This window comes from Terricaulis silvestris (assembly GCF_009792355.1).
Lineage (GTDB): Bacteria > Pseudomonadota > Alphaproteobacteria > Caulobacterales > Aquidulcibacteraceae > Vitreimonas > Vitreimonas silvestris.
This window is the reverse complement of sequence record NZ_CP047045.1, coordinates 1,892,120-1,913,530: the sequence shown is the minus strand read 5'-3', so window position 1 is coordinate 1,913,530 and position 21,411 is coordinate 1,892,120. Positions and strand designations below refer to the sequence as shown.

Annotated in this window: 19 protein-coding genes and 2 tRNA genes; 7 read left to right on the top strand and 14 right to left on the bottom strand. The window is 63.7% G+C overall.

Annotated features, from left to right (window positions below; genetic code table 11):
* Positions 1-7 precede the first annotated feature (7 nt).
* Both DSM104635_RS09760 and DSM104635_RS09755 read right to left on the bottom strand, forming a co-directional pair.
* Entirely contained in the window at positions 8-1,189 is a 1,182-nt protein-coding gene (locus tag DSM104635_RS09760; protein WP_158766017.1) for a D-alanyl-D-alanine carboxypeptidase family protein, read from the bottom strand.
* An 84-nt stretch (positions 1,190-1,273) separates the two neighbouring features.
* Positions 1,274-2,452 carry a septal ring lytic transglycosylase RlpA family protein gene (locus DSM104635_RS09755; protein WP_158766016.1) on the bottom strand — a complete coding sequence of 393 codons (1,179 nt, stop codon included), beginning with the start codon at positions 2,450-2,452 and terminating at the stop codon, positions 1,274-1,276.
* A gap of 165 nt (positions 2,453-2,617) precedes the next feature.
* On the opposite strand from DSM104635_RS09755, the gene DSM104635_RS09750 reads away from it, so the two are divergent.
* Positions 2,618-2,707: transfer RNA gene (locus tag DSM104635_RS09750), tRNA-Ser, on the top strand.
* A 43-nt stretch (positions 2,708-2,750) separates the two neighbouring features.
* On the opposite strand, the gene DSM104635_RS09745 is transcribed toward DSM104635_RS09750, so the two are convergent.
* The 5 genes from DSM104635_RS09745 to DSM104635_RS09725 form a co-directional block, all read right to left on the bottom strand.
* Positions 2,751-2,891: a hypothetical protein gene (locus tag DSM104635_RS09745; protein WP_158766015.1), complete on the bottom strand. Its 141-nt coding sequence runs from the start codon at positions 2,889-2,891 to the stop codon at positions 2,751-2,753.
* Positions 2,892-2,980: 89 nt separating this feature from the next.
* A complete protein-coding gene (locus DSM104635_RS09740) occupies positions 2,981-3,628 on the bottom strand; it encodes a 3-oxoacid CoA-transferase subunit B (protein WP_158766014.1) in 648 nt (215 codons plus the stop codon).
* 16 nt (positions 3,629-3,644) lie between these two features.
* Complete coding sequence (locus tag DSM104635_RS09735; RefSeq protein WP_158766013.1) at positions 3,645-3,884, bottom strand: hypothetical protein; 240 nt, start codon at positions 3,882-3,884, stop codon at positions 3,645-3,647.
* A gap of 20 nt (positions 3,885-3,904) precedes the next feature.
* Positions 3,905-4,612 (bottom strand): CoA transferase subunit A, encoded by a 708-nt coding sequence (locus tag DSM104635_RS09730; protein ID WP_158766012.1) that lies wholly within the window; start codon positions 4,610-4,612, stop codon positions 3,905-3,907.
* A gap of 220 nt (positions 4,613-4,832) precedes the next feature.
* Entirely contained in the window at positions 4,833-5,939 is a 1,107-nt protein-coding gene (locus DSM104635_RS09725; protein ID WP_158766011.1) for a CaiB/BaiF CoA transferase family protein, read from the bottom strand.
* Positions 5,940-6,048: 109 nt separating this feature from the next.
* On the opposite strand from DSM104635_RS09725, the gene DSM104635_RS09720 reads away from it, so the two are divergent.
* On the top strand, positions 6,049-7,344 hold the full coding sequence (locus DSM104635_RS09720; protein ID WP_228446007.1) for a PleD family two-component system response regulator: 1,296 nt from the start codon (positions 6,049-6,051) through the stop codon (positions 7,342-7,344).
* On the opposite strand, the gene mfd is transcribed toward DSM104635_RS09720, so the two are convergent.
* The gene (gene mfd / locus DSM104635_RS09715; protein ID WP_158766009.1) at positions 7,341-10,832 is read right to left on the bottom strand and encodes a transcription-repair coupling factor; all 3,492 of its coding nucleotides are present in this window, start codon (positions 10,830-10,832) and stop codon (positions 7,341-7,343) included. The two genes, DSM104635_RS09720 and mfd, sit on opposite strands and share 4 nt — an antisense overlap.
* Entirely contained in the window at positions 10,832-11,095 is a 264-nt protein-coding gene (locus DSM104635_RS09710) for an FAD assembly factor SdhE (RefSeq protein WP_158766008.1), read from the bottom strand. Before DSM104635_RS09710 ends, mfd begins: the two co-directional genes overlap by 1 nt.
* A gap of 83 nt (positions 11,096-11,178) precedes the next feature.
* Between DSM104635_RS09710 and recG the strand changes: the two genes are divergently transcribed.
* From recG to sseA, 4 genes are all read left to right on the top strand, one after another.
* Positions 11,179-13,281, top strand: a complete 2,103-nt coding sequence (gene recG, locus DSM104635_RS09705) for an ATP-dependent DNA helicase RecG (RefSeq protein ID WP_158766007.1) — start codon at positions 11,179-11,181, stop codon at positions 13,279-13,281.
* Positions 13,282-13,321: 40 nt separating this feature from the next.
* Positions 13,322-14,101, top strand: coding sequence for a glycosyltransferase family 2 protein (locus tag DSM104635_RS09700; protein WP_158766006.1), 780 nt, complete (start codon positions 13,322-13,324; stop codon positions 14,099-14,101).
* Between the two features lie 87 nt (positions 14,102-14,188).
* Positions 14,189-15,436, top strand: a complete 1,248-nt coding sequence (locus DSM104635_RS09695; RefSeq protein ID WP_158766005.1) for an SAM-dependent methyltransferase — start codon at positions 14,189-14,191, stop codon at positions 15,434-15,436.
* Positions 15,437-15,506: 70 nt separating this feature from the next.
* Complete coding sequence (sseA, locus tag DSM104635_RS09690; RefSeq protein ID WP_158766004.1) at positions 15,507-16,355, top strand: 3-mercaptopyruvate sulfurtransferase; 849 nt, start codon at positions 15,507-15,509, stop codon at positions 16,353-16,355.
* 23 nt (positions 16,356-16,378) lie between these two features.
* On the opposite strand, the gene DSM104635_RS09685 is transcribed toward sseA, so the two are convergent.
* On the bottom strand, positions 16,379-16,873 hold the full coding sequence (locus DSM104635_RS09685; protein ID WP_158766003.1) for a hypothetical protein: 495 nt from the start codon (positions 16,871-16,873) through the stop codon (positions 16,379-16,381).
* A 165-nt stretch (positions 16,874-17,038) separates the two neighbouring features.
* Here DSM104635_RS09685 and DSM104635_RS19900 point away from each other — a divergent pair, with 165 nt between their 5' ends.
* Entirely contained in the window at positions 17,039-17,917 is an 879-nt protein-coding gene (locus tag DSM104635_RS19900) for an integrase core domain-containing protein (RefSeq protein WP_228446005.1), read from the top strand.
* 37 nt (positions 17,918-17,954) lie between these two features.
* Here the strand turns inward: DSM104635_RS19900 and DSM104635_RS09675 are convergent.
* The 4 genes from DSM104635_RS09675 to lon all read right to left on the bottom strand — a co-directional run bounded on the left by DSM104635_RS09675 (position 17,955) and on the right by lon (position 21,258).
* Positions 17,955-18,031: transfer RNA gene (locus tag DSM104635_RS09675), tRNA-Arg, on the bottom strand.
* Between the two features lie 27 nt (positions 18,032-18,058).
* Entirely contained in the window at positions 18,059-18,364 is a 306-nt protein-coding gene (locus DSM104635_RS09670) for an ETC complex I subunit (protein WP_158766002.1), read from the bottom strand.
* A 94-nt stretch (positions 18,365-18,458) separates the two neighbouring features.
* Complete coding sequence (locus DSM104635_RS09665; protein WP_158766001.1) at positions 18,459-18,731, bottom strand: HU family DNA-binding protein; 273 nt, start codon at positions 18,729-18,731, stop codon at positions 18,459-18,461.
* A gap of 124 nt (positions 18,732-18,855) precedes the next feature.
* On the bottom strand, positions 18,856-21,258 hold the full coding sequence (gene lon / locus DSM104635_RS09660) for an endopeptidase La (RefSeq protein ID WP_158766000.1): 2,403 nt from the start codon (positions 21,256-21,258) through the stop codon (positions 18,856-18,858).
* Positions 21,259-21,411 lie beyond the last annotated feature (153 nt).

The window sequence follows — 21,411 nt, the reverse complement described above, 5'->3', positions numbered from 1 at the left end:
TGCCCTATCAAGGGCCGAAGAAGGTCAGGCGCAAGCCTTCCCAGGCGCGGGAGAACCAGTTGGCCTTGCCGACATTGCGTCCAGCGACCAGCGGGAACCGCTGCGTCTCATATCCCGGCCCCTCCACCACGAGATGGGCCACTTCAGCGCCTTCGCGGATCGGCGGATGGAGTGGGCCGTCGTAGACGACGTGCGCGGTAAGGCCGGCCTGGACTGCGCGTGTGCCGCCAATGACGATGCGCTGCTGCGCCACCAGCGGCACGGTGCGGCGGCCGCCGAGGCGTACTTGCGCTTGGCCTACTTCAGCGCCGGCTTCGGCGAGCGTGGTCAGCGCGAAATCGTTGAAGCCGCTACGCATCAGGCGCTGCGCTTCGGCATTGCGCGCGGCCATTGTCGGCAGACCGTTGAATACAATGATGCGGCGCTCGTTATTGAGCACAGCAGAGCCGATCAGGCCGTATCCGGATTCGTCGGTGTGGCCTGTCTTCATGCCATCAGCGCCGGGATAGGCGCCGAGTAGCGGATTGCGGTTCGACTGCGTGTGGTTGTTGTACGTGAACTCGCGCCGGCCGTAGACGCGATAAAAGGCTGGATAATTCACAATCAGGTGGCGAGCGAGACGCGCGAGGTCGGACGAGCTGATGCGCTGTTCGGGATCGTCGAGGCCGGTGACGTTCCGGAAGCGCGCGGTGGTAAGGCCGAGTTCGCGGGCGCGGCGGTTCATGCGCGCGACGAAGGCTTCTTCGGAGCCAGCGATGCCTTCGGCGAGAACCACGCAGGCGTCGTTGGCGGAGACGATAACCGCGCCTTGGATCAAGTCACGCACCGCAACGCTTTCGTTGATCGGCAAGAACATATGCGAGCCAGACGACATCGCGCCGTGTTCACGCCAGGCGTATTCGCTGACGGTGTAGCGGGTGTTGTAGGTGATGCGGCCGGATTGCAGCTCCTCAAGCACGACCAGCACCGTCATCAGCTTCGCCATCGAAGCCGGCGGGATCGGTTCGTTGCAGTTCTCGCAGTCGAGGAGCGCGCCTGACGCGCCGTCCATGATGGTGACGTGCTGGGCGACGGCAGGCGGTGGTGGCGGCGCGGGTGTGCGGACGCGGCGGCGTTGCGCGTCCGCGGTCGGCGCGAGCGCCATGGCTGCTATTAGTGTGATCGCGCAGAGCGCGCGTTGGAGTTTCATTCCGTCCCGCCGAATCGTCCGCGCGTCTTGCGCCTTGGTGTTTAAGCAGACCGGCGCGGCGCTTTCACGTCAACAAACCGGCGTTTAGCGCGAGGCCACAATGGTCTCGCCGTAGCCCATCGATGACAGCGTACGGCGGGCGGCATCGGCCTCCTCGCGGCTGACGTAAGGCCCAACCCGGACCCGGAACAACTCGGCGCCGGAGGCGGTCTGCCGGACATCCACAACCACCGGACCCGCCGCCCCTATTGTGTCGCGGACGCGGTGGGCGTTGGAGAGGTCGGAGAAGGCGCCGACTTGGACGAAATAGCCGCCGGAAACCGGGGCCGAGTAGGCCGGCTGCGGCGCGGCGTAGGGCGGGTTGTCCACAGGCGCGCCGGCGAGGTCAGTGCCGGAAGAGGGCGGGAGCAGGGAGCGGGGCCCCTCCTCCTGGTCCGCTTGCGCGGGCACAGCAGAGGGCGGTGAGGGCGGTGAGGCGGGGGCTTGGCTGCCATCCGCGTTAACGCGGCGCGGCGCCGGGCCGAGGTAGCGGACATGAACGCGGGCGTGGCCAGCGCCTTCGAAGTCGAGCGCTTGCGCTGCGCCGCGCGACAGATCGATCACGCGTTCGCCCACGAACGGTCCACGGTCGTTGACGCGCACGATGACCTCGCGGCCGTTTTCGAGATTGGTGACTTGCACGAGGCTCGGGATCGGCAACGTGGGATGCGCGGCGGTGAGTGCTTGTTGATCGAACACTTCGCCGCTGGCGGTGCGCTGGCCATGGAATTGCGAACCGTACCACGAAGCCGTGCCGGTTTGCGCGTAACCGGGCTCCGGTGTCGGAACATACCATTGGCCGTTCGCCTGGTATGGCGGGCCGACGCGCTCACGCTCGAGCCAGGGCTGAGCGCCCTCTTCCGTCGCCGGTGCAGGTTCAGCGGCGGCAGGCGCGGTGGCCGGAGCGGGCGACGCGACTTCGGCAACGTCGTCTTCTTCGGCGGCGGCTTCTTGAAACACCACAGGCGTGACGCGCACAGCGCCCGCACGGCGCAGATCGATCACTGCGCCTGGACGATCGCGGCGTGCAGTCGAACCATAGCCATAAGAATTGTCACCACCGCCGGCGAGCGCCGCGGTTTCTGCCGGCGTGGCCGCAGACACAGAACCACTGCCCTGCCCGGCGTACACGATCGGTGCGTGCTGCGCGGAGGCGGCGCTCGCGAAGGCGATCAGGCCGGCGCACGAAAGAGCGAGTGCGCGAGACGCTTGGCGAAATTTCAAAGGACGACCCCAACGCAGTGAATGCGATAGCGTCCTTAATACGCGCGCCGGTCTTTAGGGCGCGTAAGCTTTTATCCTTTTTTCAGTTTTACCAATAACGCGCGTTCACCATGCTCGGCTGTCGCATTGCAGGAAATGCCGCACGCTGATATCGGGCTCCGTTCCGGAGGGATGGCCGAGTGGTTTAAGGCACTAGTCTTGAAAACTAGCGTGGATGAAAGTCCACCGTGGGTTCGAATCCCACTCCCTCCGCCACAAAGAAAAAGCCCGGCTTTTGGCCGGGTTTTTTGCTGTTTGCTTACCAGCGGAACGGGGTTTGGAAGGAAACCCGGACGTCTGGGGCGTCCGCGGTGACGCCGACATCCACACTGGAGGAGAGCGTGAGCCGCTCGCTGGCGCGGAAGCTCATGCCAAACTGCAGGGCGCCGCTCCATTTCACCTGTCGGTCATCTGTGTGAGAACTTTATGGCCTTGCACCACTCCCCTGCCGATAGGCGCCACGGCGACGAGAGCCGGGGGAGTGGTTGCTTAGCGCAATGCGTTCACGAAGGTTGCTTCCGTCTTCGCCGTGATCTCTTCGAGCGTCACGCCGTCAGCAAGTTGAAGCAGCTTCATTGGTTGTGAACCATGCTTGTCGATTTCGAACACGCCGAGATCGGTTATCACGAGATCAACCACGTTCACGCCGGTCAGCGGCAGCGTGCACTGCTTCAACAGCTTCGAAGCGCCGTCTTTGGACGTGTGCTCCATCACGACGACCACGCGTTTGACGCCGGCGACGAGATCCATGGCGCCACCCATGCCCTTCACCATCTTGCCGGGCACCATCCAGTTGGCGAGGTCGCCGCGTTCGTTCACTTCCATGGCGCCGAGGATGGAAAGATCGATGTGGCCGCCGCGGATCATGGCGAACGAGTCCGATGACGAGAAGTAAGACGTCTTCTTCAGCGCCGTGATGGTTTGTTTACCCGCGTTAATCAGATCGGCGTCGATGTCTTCCTCGAACGGGAAGGGGCCCATGCCCAGCATGCCGTTTTCCGACTGCAGCGTGACTTCCATGCCTTGGGGAATGTAGTTCGCCACCAAAGTCGGGATGCCGATGCCGAGATTAACATAAAAGCCGTCGCGCAGTTCTTTAGCAGCGCGTTGCGCCAGATGATCACGGGTCCAGGCCAACTAGCTCTCCATCCGTTCAATACGGAAACACGTCCGTAACTCGGAGAATGACGATCGGCTCGCCGTTCTCGCTTGTATGCTCGATCCCGCGCGACCATCCAGACACGCTGAAGTCGCCAAATGTGAACAGGAGCGGTTCGTCGGACGGCGGGTGCTTGTTCAGCTCCCGCTGAAAGCGCTCCATCTGCTCAAGAAACCTCGCTCTCAGTTCTTTGGGCACTTTCTGATCCTGCAGGACGCGATCGGCGCCGCCCACCTGCTGAACCACTCGAAACCTCACACATTCTCCCGCTTGGTGATGGTTCGCTGCTCGATACGCTTCTCGAACGCGCCTTGCACGATGCGATCGACGTAAATGCCTGGCGTGTGGATCGCGTCGGGATCGAGGTCGCCGGTTTCGACCAGGATCTCGACCTCGGCGACGCACTTCTTGCCGGCCGTCGCCATCATCGGATTAAAGTTACGCGCGGTTTTGCGGAAGATCAGGTTGCCTTCCTTGTCACCCTTCCAGGCTTTGACGATAGAGAGGTCGGCGACCAGGCCGGTTTCGAGCACGCATTCCTCGCCGTTAAACGTCTTGGTCTCTTTGCCTTCGGCGACGAGCGTGCCGACGCCCGTTTTCGTATAGAAGCCGGCGATGCCCGCGCCCCCTGCCCGGCAGCGCTCAGCGAGCGTGCCCTGCGGGTTGAATTCAAGCTCGAGTTCGCCCGCGAGATACTGGCGCGCGAACTCTTTGTTCTCGCCGACGTACGAGCTGACCATTTTTTTGATCTGCTTAGTCTCCAACAGCAGCCCGAGGCCCCAGCCATCGACACCGGCGTTATTGGAAATGACCGTGATGTCCTTAACGCAGCTATCGCGCAGCGCGATGATGAGGTTCTCGGGGATGCCGCAGAGACCGAAGCCGCCGCTCATCACCGTCATACCGTCGAAGGTCATGCCTTCGAGCGCGGACTTGGCGTCCTTGTAAACTTTGTTGGCCATGACGTCCGTTTACGGAGCGCGGCGCTGCGGCGCAACATGCCGAGACGGCAGAGTGGTGTGCAGAAACGATTGCGCCGGTGGCTGAGCCGGCCACCGGCGCTTTCGCTTCGATCCTGAGGTGGATCGAGAACCTGGCCCCGGTACGAGCGAGGGACGAAAATCGTCCGGAACCGGGGAGGATATAACCAAACCCCGGTTGAACCCCCGCTGAACGAATAAATCAGCTGGGACGGGCCGAAATTCCCCAGTCAGACAGGATTTTAACAGCATCCGCGCCCATCCCGCCTGGCGGTCCCTGAACGGCGGAGGGGGTGCGCGAGAAGCGCGGGGCTGGCGCAGGCTGGGTGAGGCCGTCGACCTCGACGAACGTGCCGCGAGCGACGTTGTGAGCGTGAGTCGGCGCTTCAGCCATGGATAGGACGGGCGCGAAGCAGACATCGGTGCCCTCCATGAGCGCCGTCCATTCGTCGCGGGTCTTGGTGGCGATGAGCGCCCCGACTTTCTCTGAAAGCGCTGACCATTCGGGCTTCACCATGTGAGCGGCGAACGCGGGATCGTCCTTCAGGCCCGTTTTCTCCAGGAGCAGGGCGTAGAATTGCGGTTCGAGCGACGCGATGGAGACGAACTTGCCGTCGCTGGTCTTGTACACGTCGTAGAAGTGTGCGCCGCCATCCAAAAGATTGGCGTCGCGCTCATCGCTCCAGATGCCGGACGCGCGCAAACCGTAAATGACACTCATCAGCGACGCGGCGCCATCGGTGATCGCCGCATCGATCACCTGCCCCTTCCCCGACTTGCTTGCTTCGAAGAGCGCCGCGCACACACCCATCGCAAGATAGAGTGAACCGCCGCCGTAATCGCCGACGAGGTTAAGCGGCGGCGCTGGCGCGTCGTGCCTGCGACCCATCGCGTGGAGGGCGCCGGAGAGGGCGATGTAGTTGAGGTCGTGGCCGGCGACTTCCGCAAGCGGCCCAGTCTGGCCCCAACCCGTCATGCGCCCGTAGATGAGACGCGGATTGCGCGCTAGCGCGACGTCGGGGCCAAGGCCTAAGCGTTCCATCACTTGCGGGCGGAAGCCCTCGATCAGCACGTCCGCCTTCTCAATCATCGCCAGTGCGACGTTAACGTCGTTCGCATCCTTGAGGTCGAGCGCGACGTGGCGGCGGCCGCGCGCGGGAATGTCGTTCTTGAAGGAAGGGCGCCCACCCTTGCGGTCGATGCGCACGACGTCGGCGCCCATGTCCGATAGAAGCATGCAGCAAAACGGCCCCGGGCCAATGCCGGCGAACTCCACCACCTTCACGCCATCAAGCGGTCCCGACGCCATCGTGTTCCTCGTTTACCTTGTGCGTTTGCTTCGTCGCGCGAACGGGCCATAGTTGCAACAGACCTCCCTGTGGCGGGCGGGTGCGGAGCGTTAACCTTTGCGCATTGTCGTGCGAGCCCATGACGCCCGCCTTGCGCGCGATGCGCAAGCGCTACTCGCAACCGCGGGCGTTGAGGCCGCTGCTCTGCCCGGCGCTTACCGTGCGGCGCCCGATGGCGAAGACATTTCCATTTTCGCGGCGATGAGCGGCGACGTCGATGACGTCGCGCGCCTTGCCGTTACGTCGCTGGCGGCGGAGCCTGCGCCGTTGGCGCGCTTGATCGGGCTGAAGAGCGGATCGCCGCCGGCGTTGGGGCTGGGGCCAGCGAGCGTGTTCACGAGCGCAATCGCTCTCGATGCGCCGTCGAAGCTGTTGTCCGCGCAAGTCGAAGCATGCACCCGCGTTGCGATCGCGGAAGAAGAACGCGCGCGGCGCGTGTTGACGGCTGCGGAGTATGGCGTAGCTCCTGTGGAGCCGCAGGAGCGGCGCAAGCTGAAGGCGCTCTATATTGGCGCGCCGAGCACGATGTTCTTGGCGCTGGAGCGTGTGCTGGCCGATCAGGGCGGCTTGGTCGCTGCGGCCTTCTCCTCATACGCCGGCTTCGACCACCTGCACGATGAACCGTTCGACGCAGTGGTGCTCAACGGTGCGCAGGACGCAAGCACCGCGATTTCGCTCTGCGCCGCGCTGCGCCGGAATGCGTCGCTCTACCACTTGCCGACGATGCTAGTGACGGCGCCCGGCGATATTGCGACGGCGACTGCGGCAATCGCGCGCGGCGCATCGGCGGTCGCGGAAGCCAATGCGCCATGTGGGCCGAGCTTAGGGTGGTTATTCGAAGCGGTTCGCCGCGAACGCCGCCGCCGGGCCGCTGAGCACGATATCCGCGCGCTGCGCGATCGAATGGGCGATTCACGCACCGGCTTGTTCAAGCGTGCCGCGTTCGATGCCCATTTGACTCGGCTCGCCAGCGACCATCACGTCAGCGGCCGGCCGCTTTCGCTGGCCGTGCTGCGAGTGTTGCCGGCGCCGGGGTCGCGCGAACCGAGCGACGCGGTGTGGAAGCGCGGCTTCAACGAGATTGCGAGCCTTGCTGGCCGTCTGATGCGCGACGCCGATTGCGGCACGGCGATCGGCCGTGACTTCATCGCGGTCGCGATGCCGGCCAGCGTGCTGAAGGGCGCGCGCCGGACGGCTGAGCGGATTGCATCCGTTTCGGAGTGCACAGCGTTCGCGTCGGGCGAAGGCGGCGCCGGCCCGCTGGTGTTCGAACAGAGCGCTGTTGAGATGCAGCCGGGCGAAAGTGGCGCCGCGATGCTAGCGCGCGCGATGCGGGCACTCGAAGTCGAAGCGATCCCGGCTTAAGCCGCTTTCTTCATCGCGATCCGCGACAACGCTTCCAGCACCGCGCGCAACGCCTTCAGCCTTTGCGTCGCTTCCGGCCAACCGCCCTGCACCACGAGCTTGCCGTCCGGTCGCATCTTGTAATCGTCCGGGCGTTCCTGAACGTGACGCACCAGCGCCATCGGATCCGGGAAACCGCCATCTCGGAACGTGAGCACAGCCCCCTTTGGACCAGCGTCGAGTTTCGAGATTAGGCAGCGACGGCAGAGCGCTTTCAACGCAGCAACCGCGATGAGCTGATCCGCTTCCGCAGGCAGCGGGCCAAAGCGATCGATCAGCTCGGCGGCGAACGCTTCGCGCTCTTGATCGGAATCCAGATCGGCCAAGCGGCGATAGAGCGAAAGTCGCACGTTGAGATCGGCGACGTAGGCTTCAGGAATGAGCACCGACGCGCCGACATTGATCTGCGGCGACCAGGACTTTTCGTTGGCTTCATCCTCGTGCCCGTCGCGCAAGGCGGCGACCGCTTCTTCGAGCATGGACTGATAAAGCTCGACGCCGACTTCGCGGATGTGGCCGGATTGCTCCTCACCCAACAGATTGCCGCCGCCGCGCATGTCGAGATCGTGGCTTGCCAGCGTGAAACCTGCGCCGAGGCTATCAAGCGACGATAGAATCTTAAGCCGCTTTTCGGCGCTTACGGTGAGCGCCTGTTCGGCGGCAGTGGTGAGATACGCATACGCGCGCACTTTCGAGCGCCCTACCCGGCCGCGCAGCTGATAGAGCTGCGCCAGGCCGAACATGTCGGCGCGGAACACGACGAGCGTATTGGCGCGTGGAATGTCGAGACCGGATTCGACAATGCTGGTGGAGAGCAGCACATCGTAAGCGCCGTCGTAAAAGCTCGTCATGATCTCATCGAGGCTGCCGGCGGCCATTTGGCCGTGCGCAATAGCGAACGTCACTTCCGGCACGTTGCGGCGCAGGAAGTTTGCGGCTTCATCCAGATCGGAAATGCGCGGCGAGACGAAGAAGCTCTGCCCGCCGCGATACTTCTCGCGCAACAACGCTTCGCGCACGGTCATATTGTCGAACGGCGTCACATAGGTGCGCACCGCCATGCGGTCGATCGGCGGCGTGGTGATGAGGCTCATCTCGCGGATGCCGGCCAACGCGAGCTGCAGCGTGCGCGGGATCGGCGTGGCGGAGAGCGTGAGCGCGTGAACTTCGGCGCGCATATCCTTCAGGCGCTCTTTGTGCTTCACGCCGAAATGCTGTTCTTCGTCGATGATCATGAGCCCGAGATCGGAGAACTTGACGGTCTTCGACAGCAGCGCGTGCGTTCCGATGACAATCTCCACCGTGCCCGCGGTGAGGCCCACCTTCGTCTCGGCTTGCTCCTTGGCGGTAACGAGGCGCGAGAGCTGACGGACGCGTATCGGCAGGCCGCGGAAGCGTTCGGTGAAGGTGCGATAGTGTTGGCGACAGAGCAGCGTTGTCGGCGCAACTACGGCCACTTGCTTGCCTGTCATGGCCACTAGGAAAGCGGCGCGGAGTGCAACTTCAGTTTTGCCGAAGCCGACATCGCCGCAGATCAGGCGATCCATCGGGCGCCCGGCGGCGAGATCGCCGACCACATCGTCGATTGCCGTGAGCTGATCGTCGGTTTCTTCGTACGGAAAGCGCGCGCAGAACTCGTCCCACAAGCCTTCCGGCGGCGCGACGGGTTCGGCGGTGCGGGTGACGCGTTGCGCGGCGATGCGGAGCAGTTCTTCCGCCATATCGCGAAGACGCTGCTTGGCGCGCGCCTTCCGGCTTTGCCAGGCGACACCGCCGAGCTTGTCGAGTTGCGCTTCGGCGTCTTCGGCACCGTAGCGCGACACGAGTTCGATGTTCTCCACCGGCAAATACAATTTGTCGCCGCCGGAGTAGGTCAGATCCAAGCAATCGTGCGGCGCGCCGGCAACGTCGAGCGTCTTCAAGCCTTCGTAGCGGCCGACGCCGTGATCTTGGTGGACTATGAGATCGCCTTGGCTCATCGCGGCGGCTTCGGCGATGAACGCGCTGGCCTTGCGGCGCTTGCGCGGACGCGCGAGGCGATCGCCGAGGATGTCCTGTTCGGCGATGAAGGCGAGCGCGTCGGTTTCGAAGCCATGCTCGATCGGCAGCACCGCTAGTGCGTGGGCGGCTTTCGGCAGCGCCGCTGCGTGCCGCCAAGTCTCTACGCGGCCAATGCCTTCGACGCCGTGATCGGCCAAGACGCCGGCAAGGCGTTCGGCTGAACCGTCAGACCATGCCGCGATGACGACGCGCTTCTTGGCTTTGCTCAGCGCTTCGACATGCTTTGCGGCAGCTTCGAAGACGTTGGCGTCGGCGGTTTGGCGTTCGGTGGCGAAGTCGCGTCCTGGGCGGGCGCCGAGGTCGAGTTGTTTCTTGGCGTCGGTGTCGAAGTGCGTGAAGCGCCGCTGCGCGCGTGCGCCGATCGCGGCGCGAAGTGCATCGTCATTGAGGTAGAGTAAATCTGGTTCGGGCGCGCGGAACACTGATCCACCGCGCGCGACCGGCGCGGTTTTGCGGGAATCGTAGTGATCGCGGGCGGTTTCGACGCGTTCCTTGATCGCTTCCTCCGCCAAGGCGTCAAACGCGATTAGCGCATCGGCGCCGGCATAATCGAACACGGTTTCGAGGCGCTCGTAGAAGAACGGCAAGAATTGTTCGACGCCCTGGCGGCGGATGCGGGCGCTGACGCTGTCGTAGATCGCATCGCTGACGGCGCCGTACGCTTGGTTGAAGCGGCGGCGGAACTGGAGAACCGTCAGTTCATCAAGCAACACCTCGCTGACTGGCGTCAGCAGTGCGTTCTTGTGCTTGGCCTTCGAGATTTGCGTTTCTGGATCGAAGCTGCGGATCGTCTCCAGCGTGTCGCCGAAGAAATCGAACCGGAGTGGCTCGGCCGCGCCAGGAGGAAACACGTCGATCAGGCCACCGCGCACCGCGAACTCGCCGGGCGCGCGGACGGTCGAGGCGCGATTGTAGCCGTTGACGCCGAAATAGCCCTCGAACACCTCCATGGAGGCTTCTTCGCCGGCGGCAGCAAGCAGCGCCGCGTCACCCATGCGTGCGCGTGGCGGCACGCGCTGGGCAACGGCGGACGCCGTCGCGATGACGAGCAGCGCTGACTCGCGGTCAGTGCGGCGTGCAAGTTGAGTGAGCGCCGCGCATCGTTGTGCAGCGCCAGCGGCCGCTGGCGAGATGCGATCGTAGGGCAGCGTGTCCCAAGCCGGCAGACGTAACGTCGCCAGCTCTGGTGCGAAGAAGCGTGCGGCGGCTTCAAACTGCGACGCCCGCGTTTCATCGCGCGCCACGAACAAAGTCACGCCGCCGCGCAGGCTCGCGGCTTCGGCCAACCCCGCCGCGTCCACACCTTCCGGCGCGCCGGTGACAACCAGCGCGTCCTTCGACTTCGCCAGCGTCTCGATCAGACGCGGGGAGAGAGCTGGGTCTTTCATCAGGCGGGTTTGGACATCTCGAAGCGGAACGCGCGAATCAGCGCGAGGGTTGGCGTGTTGTGTTCAGCGGGCGCGGGCGCCTGCTCAGTGATCCACTCGTAGACGTCCTGGTCAGAGGCATCGAGCAACCGTTCGAAGGCGTCCACAGCGGTTTCGTCGAGAAGGTCAAGTTTCCGGTCGGCAAAGCCGCCTAGAATCAAGTCAATCTCCCGAAATCCCCGACGCCACGCGCGGAATTGTAGCTTCTTGCGGCGGTCGTCCATGATCCCTGGGGAGGCAGGCGGCTTAAGCGGGGCCGCGCTATAACCCATATGGGAGACGCTGTCAGCGCCGCCCAGAGCACAGAATGAGCGACGGAACGTCCCCTTCCCCCACGGCCATCGAAGCCGCGCTGCTCACCGAGGCGCGGGCGCCTAAGGGCGCGCGTAAGGAGACGATGGATCTGATCGAAAAAGTCGCGGGCGGGCGGCTCGTGCGGGACGTCGTGTTCCTGCCGCCGAACTCGGCGATTGATCGGCGGTTGCGCGTGCCTATCGCGGAGACGAACGACGGCGACATCGCCACCATAGAGGCCGAGATCGATGGCCACATGGCCGCCTACAAAAACTTGCCGCATCGGATCAGGCTGCGCGACGAGACTGGGTTTCTCACTGTCGCTTACTTCCGCGGCAACGAAGAGATGCTGAAGCGGATGTGGCCGGTAGGCCAGACGCGGCTCGTGAGCGGTAAGATCGGCATGTATGACGGCATGCGCCAGATGCTGCACCCCGATCACGTCGTCGATCCGGAGAAAGGCGAAGCGCCGCCGGCGGTCGAGCCTGTGTATCCGCTGACACAGGGGCTGTTCGGACGCACGTTGTCACGCACTATTCTCGCGGGCTTGGATGGCGTGCCTGAAGCACCGGAGTGGCTCGAGGCGACAACGGTGAAGGCGCATGATTGGCCGGACTTCCGTACGGCGCTCGAACACCTGCATCGGCCCGCTTCACCGGAGGACGTGCTGCCCGAGGGCCCGTTTCGCACGCGGTTAGCCTACGACGAATTGTTCGCGCGCCAGTGCGCGTTGCGCTTGCGGCGTCAGCATCGACGTAAGGAACCAGGGCGCGCGGTGGTTGGCGACGGACGGTTCGCACAGAAGATCATCGATAGTCTCCCGTTCGCACAAACCGGCGCGCAACTGCGCTCGATTAAGGAGATTTACGCCGACATGGCCGAGCCAGCGCCGATGTTGCGTTTGCTGCAGGGCGACGTGGGTTCCGGCAAGACATTGGTCGCGGCGCTGGCGATGGCACGGGCCGCCGAGGCTGGTTTTCAGAGCGCGATGATGGCGCCGACGGATTTGTTGGCGCGACAGCATGGACAAACATTGGCGCCGTTGCTGGAAGCCGCCGGTATTGCAATGGCAGTGCTGACGGGGCGCGACAAGGCCAAGGAGCGCAAGGTGATCCTTGAGCGCATGGCGTCGGGCGACCTTTCGGTTGTGATCGGCACGCACGCGCTCTTCCAGGACGATGTCGCGTTCAAGGATTTGGGTCTTATTGTCATCGATGAGCAGCACCGGTTTGGCGTGTCCGACCGCGCGCGCATGGTGGCGAAGGGATATTCGCCGCACGTGCTGGTGATGAGCGCAACGCCGATCCCGCGCACGTTGGCGCTCTCGATCCATGGCGACATGGACTTGTCAGTGCTGGATGAGAAGCCGCCGGGGCGCCAGATCATCAAGACGGCGACGATGCCGACGTCGCGGATGAGCGAGGTGATTGAAGCGATCGCGGACGCCGCAAAACGCGGTGAGCGAGCGTATTGGGTGTGCCCGCTGATCGAAGAGAGCGAAGCGGTCGATCTCGCGGCGGTCGATGATCGATACGAAGAGCTGAAGGCGTATTTCGGCAAGGGCGTGGAGATCGTGCACGGGCGCATCTCGCCGACGCAGCGTGAAGCGGCGATGGAGCGGTTTCGTTCGGGCGAGTCGTTTCTGATGGTGGCGACGACGGTGATCGAAGTGGGCGTCAACGTGCCGGAAGCGACGATCATGGTGATTGAGCACGCCGAGCGCTTTGGCCTGGCGCAGCTGCACCAGTTGCGTGGTCGCGTCGGTCGGGGCGACAAGCAGGGCTCGTGCGTGCTGCTCTGGAAGCCCCCATTGGGCGTGAACGCGAAGGAGCGGCTGGACGCGGTTCGGCGGAACGATGACGGCTTTGCCATCGCGGAGATCGATTTCCGGCTGCGCGGTGCCGGCGACATGCTGGGCACGCAGCAATCTGGTCTGCCGCCGTTCCGGCTGGTCTCGCCCGAGGCGCATGCGGACATGCTAGGCGCCGCGGACAAAGAAGCGCGGCTGGCCATCGAGCGCGATCCGGATTTGGCGACATCGCGCGGCGAGGCGATCCGCCTGGTGCTGAAGCTCTTCGGCTACGCTGACGCGGCCGAACTGGCGCGTTCGGGCTAACGGGCTTGCTTTTGGCTCCGCACTCGGGTTTGCCAGCGCCATGACCGCGCCGATCTCCGCTTTCATCCGCGCCAAGAACGAAGAGCGCATGATCGGCGACGTGATCCGCGCCGCGCAGCAAGTCGTGTCCGAAGTCGTGGTGGTGGATTCTGGGTCGACGGACAAGACGATCGAGATCGCTGAAGAGCTCGGCGCGCGCGTGGTGCGGTCGCCGTGGTTGGGCGGCGGCAAGCAGAAACGGTTGGGCGAAGACGCTTGTACGCACGATTGGCTGCTGGACTTGGATGCCGATGAGATCGTAGCGCCGGAGCTTGCAAGCGAGATCGGGGTGCTGTTCGCCAACGGCGCGCCCGAGCGGTCGGTGTATCAGATGATGATGGCTACGGCGCCGCCGGTTGGCGCGGTTTGGCGTGATTTCAATTTGGTAGATCGGAGGAAGCTTTACGATCGACGCGTCGTGCGTGCGCCGGACCATGCGAACTACGATCAGTTCGACGTGCCGAGCGGGGTGTCGGTTGGCAAATTGCGCGCTCCGCTGTTGCACTATTCCTTCCGCGATCTGGCGCACCTGGAAGACAAGTTCACGCGCAACTCCGCCGGCCGCGCGCGAAACACAAAGCTGAAACCGCTTTGGCTGCTGCAACTGCGCGTCGTGTTCGGCAAGCCGTTCTATTTCCTCAACCAGTATGTCCGACGTGGTCTTTGGCGCGCCGGCTGGTACGGCTTCGCGGTGGCCAATATCGCGGCGCACGGACGCTGGATGAAGGACGCGTTGATGGTGGAAATCCATCTGCGCAATCGCCAGGGGCGCGAGGACTGATCCAGCTTCGTCCCCGCTGCGTATGCAACCCAGTGTGACCTCGCGCGTTACCGTAGACGCGCTTGGAGCACCTGGAGCAGTGCCTACATGAAGCCGATGGAGCTTGAGACCCCGCCCTTCCCTGGACAACGCGCCACGACGGCGCTTGTCAGCGGCCTCAAAGCGCCTGCCAGCGCGAAGGCCGTCCTGTTCGGCTTGATGCAGATCAAGGGCGGCGTGCTGGCTATCACCCTGCCGGATGGGCGCATCGTCGATTTCGGTGAAGGCCAAGCACGCGCTGATATGACTGTGCGCGATTGGCGCTTTGGGCGGCGCGTCCTGATCAATGGCGACATCGGTTTCGCCGAAGGCTTCATGGCGCGCGAATGGGAGACAAGCGATCTGCCTGCGCTGCTGACGCTGCTGGCAGACAACATTGAGCGCTTCACCCGGTTGATGGATGGCAACGTCATCGGCAAAGCGGTGAATTGGCTGCGTCACGTCACAAACGCCAACACCCGCGCGGGTTCGCGCCGCAATATTCTGGCGCACTACGATCTGGGCAATCGCTTCTACGAAGCGTGGCTCGATCGCACGATGACGTATTCGTCCGCCAAGTTCGACGCCAAGGCCAATGACCTGGAGGGCGCACAAGTCGAGAAGTATCGCGCATTGGCGCAACAGCTTGAACTCAAGGCTGGCGACCATGTGTTGGAGATCGGCTGCGGCTGGGGTGGCTTCGCTGAATTTGCGGCGCGCGAGTATGGAGCGCGCGTCACCGGCATCACGATCAGCGACGAACAACTGGCTTACGCCCAGGCGCGGATTGAGCGGGCTGGGCTTTCACACCTGGTGGACATTCGGCGTCAGGATTATCGCGATGTCGAAGGCCAGTTCGACAAGGTCGCTTCGATCGAGATGTTCGAGGCCGTCGGCGAGCGATATTGGCCTGCGTACTTTGCCAAGATCTCCGAAGTGCTGAAGCCAGGCGGACGCGCGGGGCTGCAGATCATCACGATCGAGGATCGGTTGTTTGAGAGCTACCGGAAACGCGCGGATTTCATTCAGCGCTACGTGTTTCCTGGCGGCATGCTTGTGAGCATCGCGCGGTTGAAGCAGGAAACCGCGAATGCCGGTCTGGCCTGGCGCAAGGTAGAAGCGTTCGGTCAGTCTTACGCCGAAACCCTGCACGCCTGGGCGGAGCGCTTCAGCGCCAAGTGGCGCGAGATCAGCGCTATGGGCTTTGATGAGCGCTTCAAGAAGCTTTGGCTTTTCTATCTGGGCTATTGCGAAGCCGGGTTCCGCACCGGGCGCACCGATGTGATCCAACTTGCGCTCGCCAAACCGGCAGCTTGAGCTTGCCGACGTGTGAGTTGAACGCCGGCGGGAGTTGAAGGTCCGCCGCGCCGGGCTTAGCCTCCGGGCCATGGAACACACTGATCCGATCGTCTCTTGTGCGTGGCTCGCGGAGCGGCTCGACGCGCCGGATATCCGCATCATCGACGCGACCTGGTTCTTGCCGCGGGATGCGCGCGACGCCAAGGCGCTCTATGCGGCGCGGCGCATTCCGGGCGCGATCTTTTTCGACATCGACGAGATCGCCGACAAGGGGACCAACCTGCCGCACATGCTGCCGGCGCCGGAGAAGTTCGCGTCGCGCATGAAGAAGCTTGGCGTCGGCGATGGCGCGCGTGTCGTGGTCTATGACAGCCAGGGGCTTTTTTCGGCGGCGCGTGTATGGTGGACGTTTCGTGTCATGGGCCATGACGATGTCGTTGTTCTCGACGGCGGTTTGCCGGCCTGGGAACGCGGCGGGTATCCGATCGAAACCGATCCGCCGGCACCCAAGACGGAGCGGCATTTCACGCCGCGTGTACGTGCGGATTTGGTGCGCGATCTTTCCGACATGCGCCGTGCCGTTGAGGCGGGCGCGCAGATTCTGGACGCACGGCCCAATCCGCGTTTTCGCGGCGAGGCGCCGGAGCCGCGCCCTGGCTTGAAGAGCGGCCATATGCCGGGCGCTCATAGCGTTCCCTCTTCGGCACTGGTCAATGAAAATGGTTCATTGCGTTCTCGCGAAGAGCTGCAGCGCATTCTTGGCGAATCCGGCGCCGATCCGGCGCAGCCGGCCATCACCACGTGCGGCTCCGGCGTCACCGCGCCGATCATCGCGCTCGCGTTGGCGCGACTCGGACGTTGGGACGCGGCCGTCTATGACGGCTCATGGGCCGAGTGGGGATCGCGGGACGATGTGCCTGTGGTGACGGGCGCCTGAGCCGGCGCGCCCCGCGGCCGCGATCAGGACGTGTTGGGAGCGAGCGCGGCTTCGGCGTCGGCGATGGCGCGCGCTACGCCGCGAGCTTCAGGGCACACGCGATGCGGCCGCCGGCGTGTGAGGCCGCGCGGCAGGCGCTTCAGCAAGCACTGAACCAGGACGCCGACGTCTTGCGAGAGTGCTGCGATGCGCTGGTTCAGATCATTCGAGCGCAACGTGCGGCGCATGGCTGAGCCGAAGATGGCGCGGCGCATGTGCGTTTCAATCCTGCGGCGCGACGAGTGCCTTGGCGCGTTCATGACGCGCACGTGGGGCGCGGCGCGGAGGAGGACGATGTTGGTCAGCAGCCGCTCGATGCGGTCGAGCCATTGATGCGCGATGGCTGTGGCCTCTGCCGAGAACGGCGCGAAGGCGCGCGCATTTTTGAGGAACGCCGCGAACCATGTGAGCCATAGCAGCATCCACCGGTGATACCGGTTGAGTCGATGCTCGGAGATGGGCGGGGCGTTGAAACGCATGCGCGCGAGTATGAGCGCGGTGTGAAGTCGGTCGGATTGATTTGGCGCGGAGTGTTTGTTTTCAGCGCGTTGGCGCGACGCGAGCATGGATAGAGCGGGTGTGTATCCCCGCTTTTTTACACTGTGTGCCCTAAACTTCTGCTGTGTTCGTCCGACTAAGATAAGGTGGCATGGGGAATTGCTTTCGGCTTCGCTTGCGGCTTGTTGGTGCGCAGCCTCTGGGTCAGCGGTTTGCGTGCGTCGATCCTGCACGCCCATCGCGAAGCCTTCCGACTCTGGTGGCGATGGCGGTCCCGTCACAAAGGCGGACGGCCTCGGATCGATCCCGCGCTCATCGCCCTCATCCGCCGCATGAGCTTGGAAAACCCGCTCTGGGGCGCGCCGCGCCTTCATGGCGAGCTGCTGAAGCTGGGCTTCCGCCTCTCCCAATCGACCGTGTCCAAATACATGATCCCGCGCAAGGGACGCCCGGCGCAGAGCTGGATCACGTTCTTGCGCAATCACGCCAGCGCTATCGCCGCCATTGACATGCTCACGGTGCGGACGTTCGCGTTCGAATGCCTCTATGCCTTCGTCGTCCTGTCGCACGACCGGCGCCGCATTCTGCGCATCGAGGTGACCACTCATCCAACAGCACTCTGGCTGGCGTCCCAGGTCGCGCAGGTCCTCGGCGCCGGCAGCGGCGTCCGCGTTCTCGTCCGCGACAACGACGGCGCCTACGGCGCGGCGTTTCGCGACCAGGTGCGGGCGCTTGGTCTTGACGATCGACCGACCCGACCCGGTTCGCCCTGGCAGAACGGCCACGTCGAGCGGCTGATCGGCTCGATCCGGCGCGAATGCCTCGATCATCAAATCATTTTCAACGCCGCGCACCTGCGCCGGGTGCTCGGCGCCTACGCCGCCTATTACAACGACGACCGCACGCACTTGGCCCTCGCCAAGGATGCGCCCGAAACGCGGGCCGTCGAAGCGCACGGCCGCATTGTCTCGCGCCGCGTACTCGGCGGATTGCACCGCCGCTATTTCAGAATTCGCTCAAAATGAGTTTTCGGAAGGGACAGGTGGTGATAGGCGCCTGAGCTGGCGCGCCCAGCAGGACTTGAACCTGCAACCGTCCGCTTAGAAGGCGGATGCTCTATCCAGTTGAGCTATGGGCGCGTGTCGCCGCTCTAGCACGTCGGCCTGTCAGTGCGACCAGGGTTCGCGTCTGCGGAAGGCGAAATTGTCGCTGTAGGATTTGATCTGACGCGCCGGCTCCGGCGTGTCGATGACCTGATGCGGAATGGCGTGCGTGCGCGCGAAGGCGATGGCTGCGTCCTTGTCGTCGAACTCGATGCGCACCTGTTCGTTGGTGTCGGCGCCGCTGATCCAGCCCATCAGTACGTCTGGGCGTGGCGCATCCGACAGCACGAATTCGAGCCGCCACTTCTTTGCGCCCGCCTTGCCGGACTGCATGGCGTTCTTCGCGGGGCGGTAGATTTTCGCCAGCATTCGTCTGCCTCTTCGCGGGCGTCGGTACACAAGGCCCGCATAAATGAAAAGGGCGGCCGCCAGGGCCGCCCTTTGCGAACTGACCCTGGGCCTCTCAGTTCAGCGTTTCTTTGAGCGCCTTGCCCGGCTTGAAGCGGGCCTTCTTGCCGGCCGGCACTTTGACCTCGGCGCCCGTCTGCGGGTTGCGTGCGGTGCGGGCGGCGGTGTCCTTCACGTCGAACACGCCGAAGGCCGGCAGTCGCACTTCGTCGCCCTTCTTGAGGGCGGCGACGATGGCTTCAAACACGGCGTTCACGGCCTCTTCGCTCTTCTGTTTGGAATCGCCCATGCGATCCGCAACGTCGGCGACCAATTCTGCTTTGTTCATTCAAACCCCCTCGACGGTGTGGAATCGCTCGTTTTGAGCCTCATCACGGCGGACGCTATGAGCAATTTGGCCCGGGGCGCAAGCGCCACCGGGCCTTGTTGCAGTGCGGAAACAACCTTGGAACCTAGTGCGGACGGGCTCCTTCGCGGCCCTCGCCGCCGCCTTCGTTGCGGCGGGTCTCGGCGAGCTCGTCCTCCTCGCTCCACTCAACAGGCTTGAGTGGGAGCGTGAGGGCTCGGCTCAGAACCTCGTCGACGGTGGCCACAGGGATGATCTCCAGCCCCGATTTCACGTTCTCGGGGATTTCGGCCAGATCCTTTTCGTTGTCCTTCGGGATCAGCACCGTCTTTACGCCGCCACGCAGCGCCGCCAGCAGCTTTTCCTTGAGGCCGCCAATCGGCAGCACCCGCCCGCGCAACGTGATCTCGCCTGTCATGGCGATATCCTTGCGGACGGGGTTGCCGGTGAGGATCGACACGATCGCTGTCGCCATTGCTACACCGGCGGACGGACCGTCCTTCGGCGTAGCGCCTTCTGGTACGTGCACGTGGATGTCGCGTGAACGGAAGGTCGGCGGTTTCACGCCGAAGTGGACCGCGCGCGAGCGCACGTAGGACGATGCCGCCGAGATAGATTCACGCATTACGTCCTTTAGGTTGCCGGTGACAGTCATCGTGCCTTTGCCAGGCATCGACACCGCTTCGATCGTCAGCAGTTCGCCGCCGACTTCCGTCCACGCGAGACCGGTAACGACACCGACCTGATCTTCCGCGTCCGTCTCGCCAAAGCGATATTTCCAGACCCCGGCGTATTCCGGCAGGTTCGCGGCCGTGATCTCGACCTTTTCGAGCTTCTTCTGCTCAAGCTGACGGACGGCCTTGCGCGCGAGGTTGCCGATTTCGCGTTCGAGCGAACGCACGCCCGCTTCACGTGTATAGCGGCGCACGAGATCGCGCAGCGCGTCTTCTGAAACGCTGAACTCGCTCTTTTTCAGGCCATTGTTCTCGTACTGCTTCGGCAACAGGTGGCGCTTGGCGATCTCGACCTTTTCATCCTCGGTGTAGCCAGGGATGCGGATGATCTCCATGCGGTCCAGCAAGGGCTGAGGCATGTTGAGACTGTTCGCCGTGGTGATGAACAGCACGTCCGAGAGATCGTAATCGACTTCGAGGTAGTGGTCGTTGAACGTGGAGTTTTGCTCCGGATCCAACACTTCCAGCAGCGCCGCCGACGGATCGCCGCGATAGTCGGCGCCGAGCTTGTCGATTTCGTCCAACAGGAAGAGCGGATTGCCGCTCTTGGCCTTCTTCATCGACTGGATCACGCGGCCCGGCATCGAACCGATGTAGGTGCGGCGGTGACCACGGATTTCGGCCTCGTCACGCACACCGCCAAGTGACATGCGTACGAAGTCGCGCCCTGTCGCACGCGCAATCGATTTGCCGAGCGAGGTCTTGCCGACGCCCGGAGGGCCAACGAGGCACAGGATGGGCCCGCGCAGCTTGTTGGTGCGCGCCTGCACGGCGAGATATTCGAGGATGCGGTCTTTGACCTTGTCGAGGCCGTAGTGATCCTCGTCGAGCACCGCTTGCGCGGCGTCGATATCCTTTTTGACCTTCTTCTTGTTGCCCCAAGGGAGCGAGAGCAGCCAATCGAGATAATTGCGCACCACTGTCGATTCCGCTGACATCGGCGACATCTGGCGGAGCTTCTTCATCTCCGCGTCAGCCTTGGTCTTGCCTTCCTTCGACAGCTTGGTGTTTTTGATGCGGTTTTCGAGTTCGGCGATATCTTCACGGCCTTCGTCGCCGTCACCCAGCTCGCGCTGGATCGCCTTCATCTGCTCGTTCAAATAATATTCGCGCTGCGTCTTCTCCATCTGACGCTTCACGCGGTTACGGATTTTTCGCTCGACTTGCAGCATGCCGATCTCGCCTTCGATCAGCGACATGATCTTCTCGAGACGCTGCGGCACGTCGATCAACTCGAGCAACGCCTGCTTGTCCGGGATCTTCACGGTGAGATGCGCGGCGACGGAGTCCGCCAGGCGCGACGGCTCGGTGATCTGGCCGATGGCCTGATGCACTTCCGGCGGCGTCTTACGTGAGAGTTTGACGTAATTGTCCCACTGGTCGGTCACGGCGCGCGCGATCGCCCGCGCTTCCGGAGTGTCCTCGTTCTCCTCAGCGATCTCTTCGACTTCAGCTTCGAAGAACTCGGCGTTGTCAGTGAAATTCTTGAGGCGCGCGCGGTAGCCGCCTTCGACCAGCACGCGAACGGTGCCGTCAGGCAGCTTCAGAAGCTGCACAACCGTGGCCACGGTGCCGATGGTGTAGATGCGGTCGGCAGAGGGCTCGTCTTCCGACGCATCGATCTGCGCGGCGAGGACGATCTGCTTGTCCTTCTTCATGACTTCGTCGAGCGCGCGGACGGATTTCTCGCGGCCGACGAACAGCGGCGCCGCCATCTTCGGATAAACGACGATGTCGCGCAGCGGCAGAACGGGAAGAATGCGGCTCTCGGCCATTCGGTGCTCCTTCGCTGGAGGAAACTCGGTCCGTTCGGACGAGCGCATCCAGCCTTAACGAATGAAAATGTGGAAGCGTTTGCCCCCTGCTTCAAGTGCCGGTCAGACACGGCTTTGTGGAAGCACGCCGAACGCGAAGTTCCACGCGCGCTT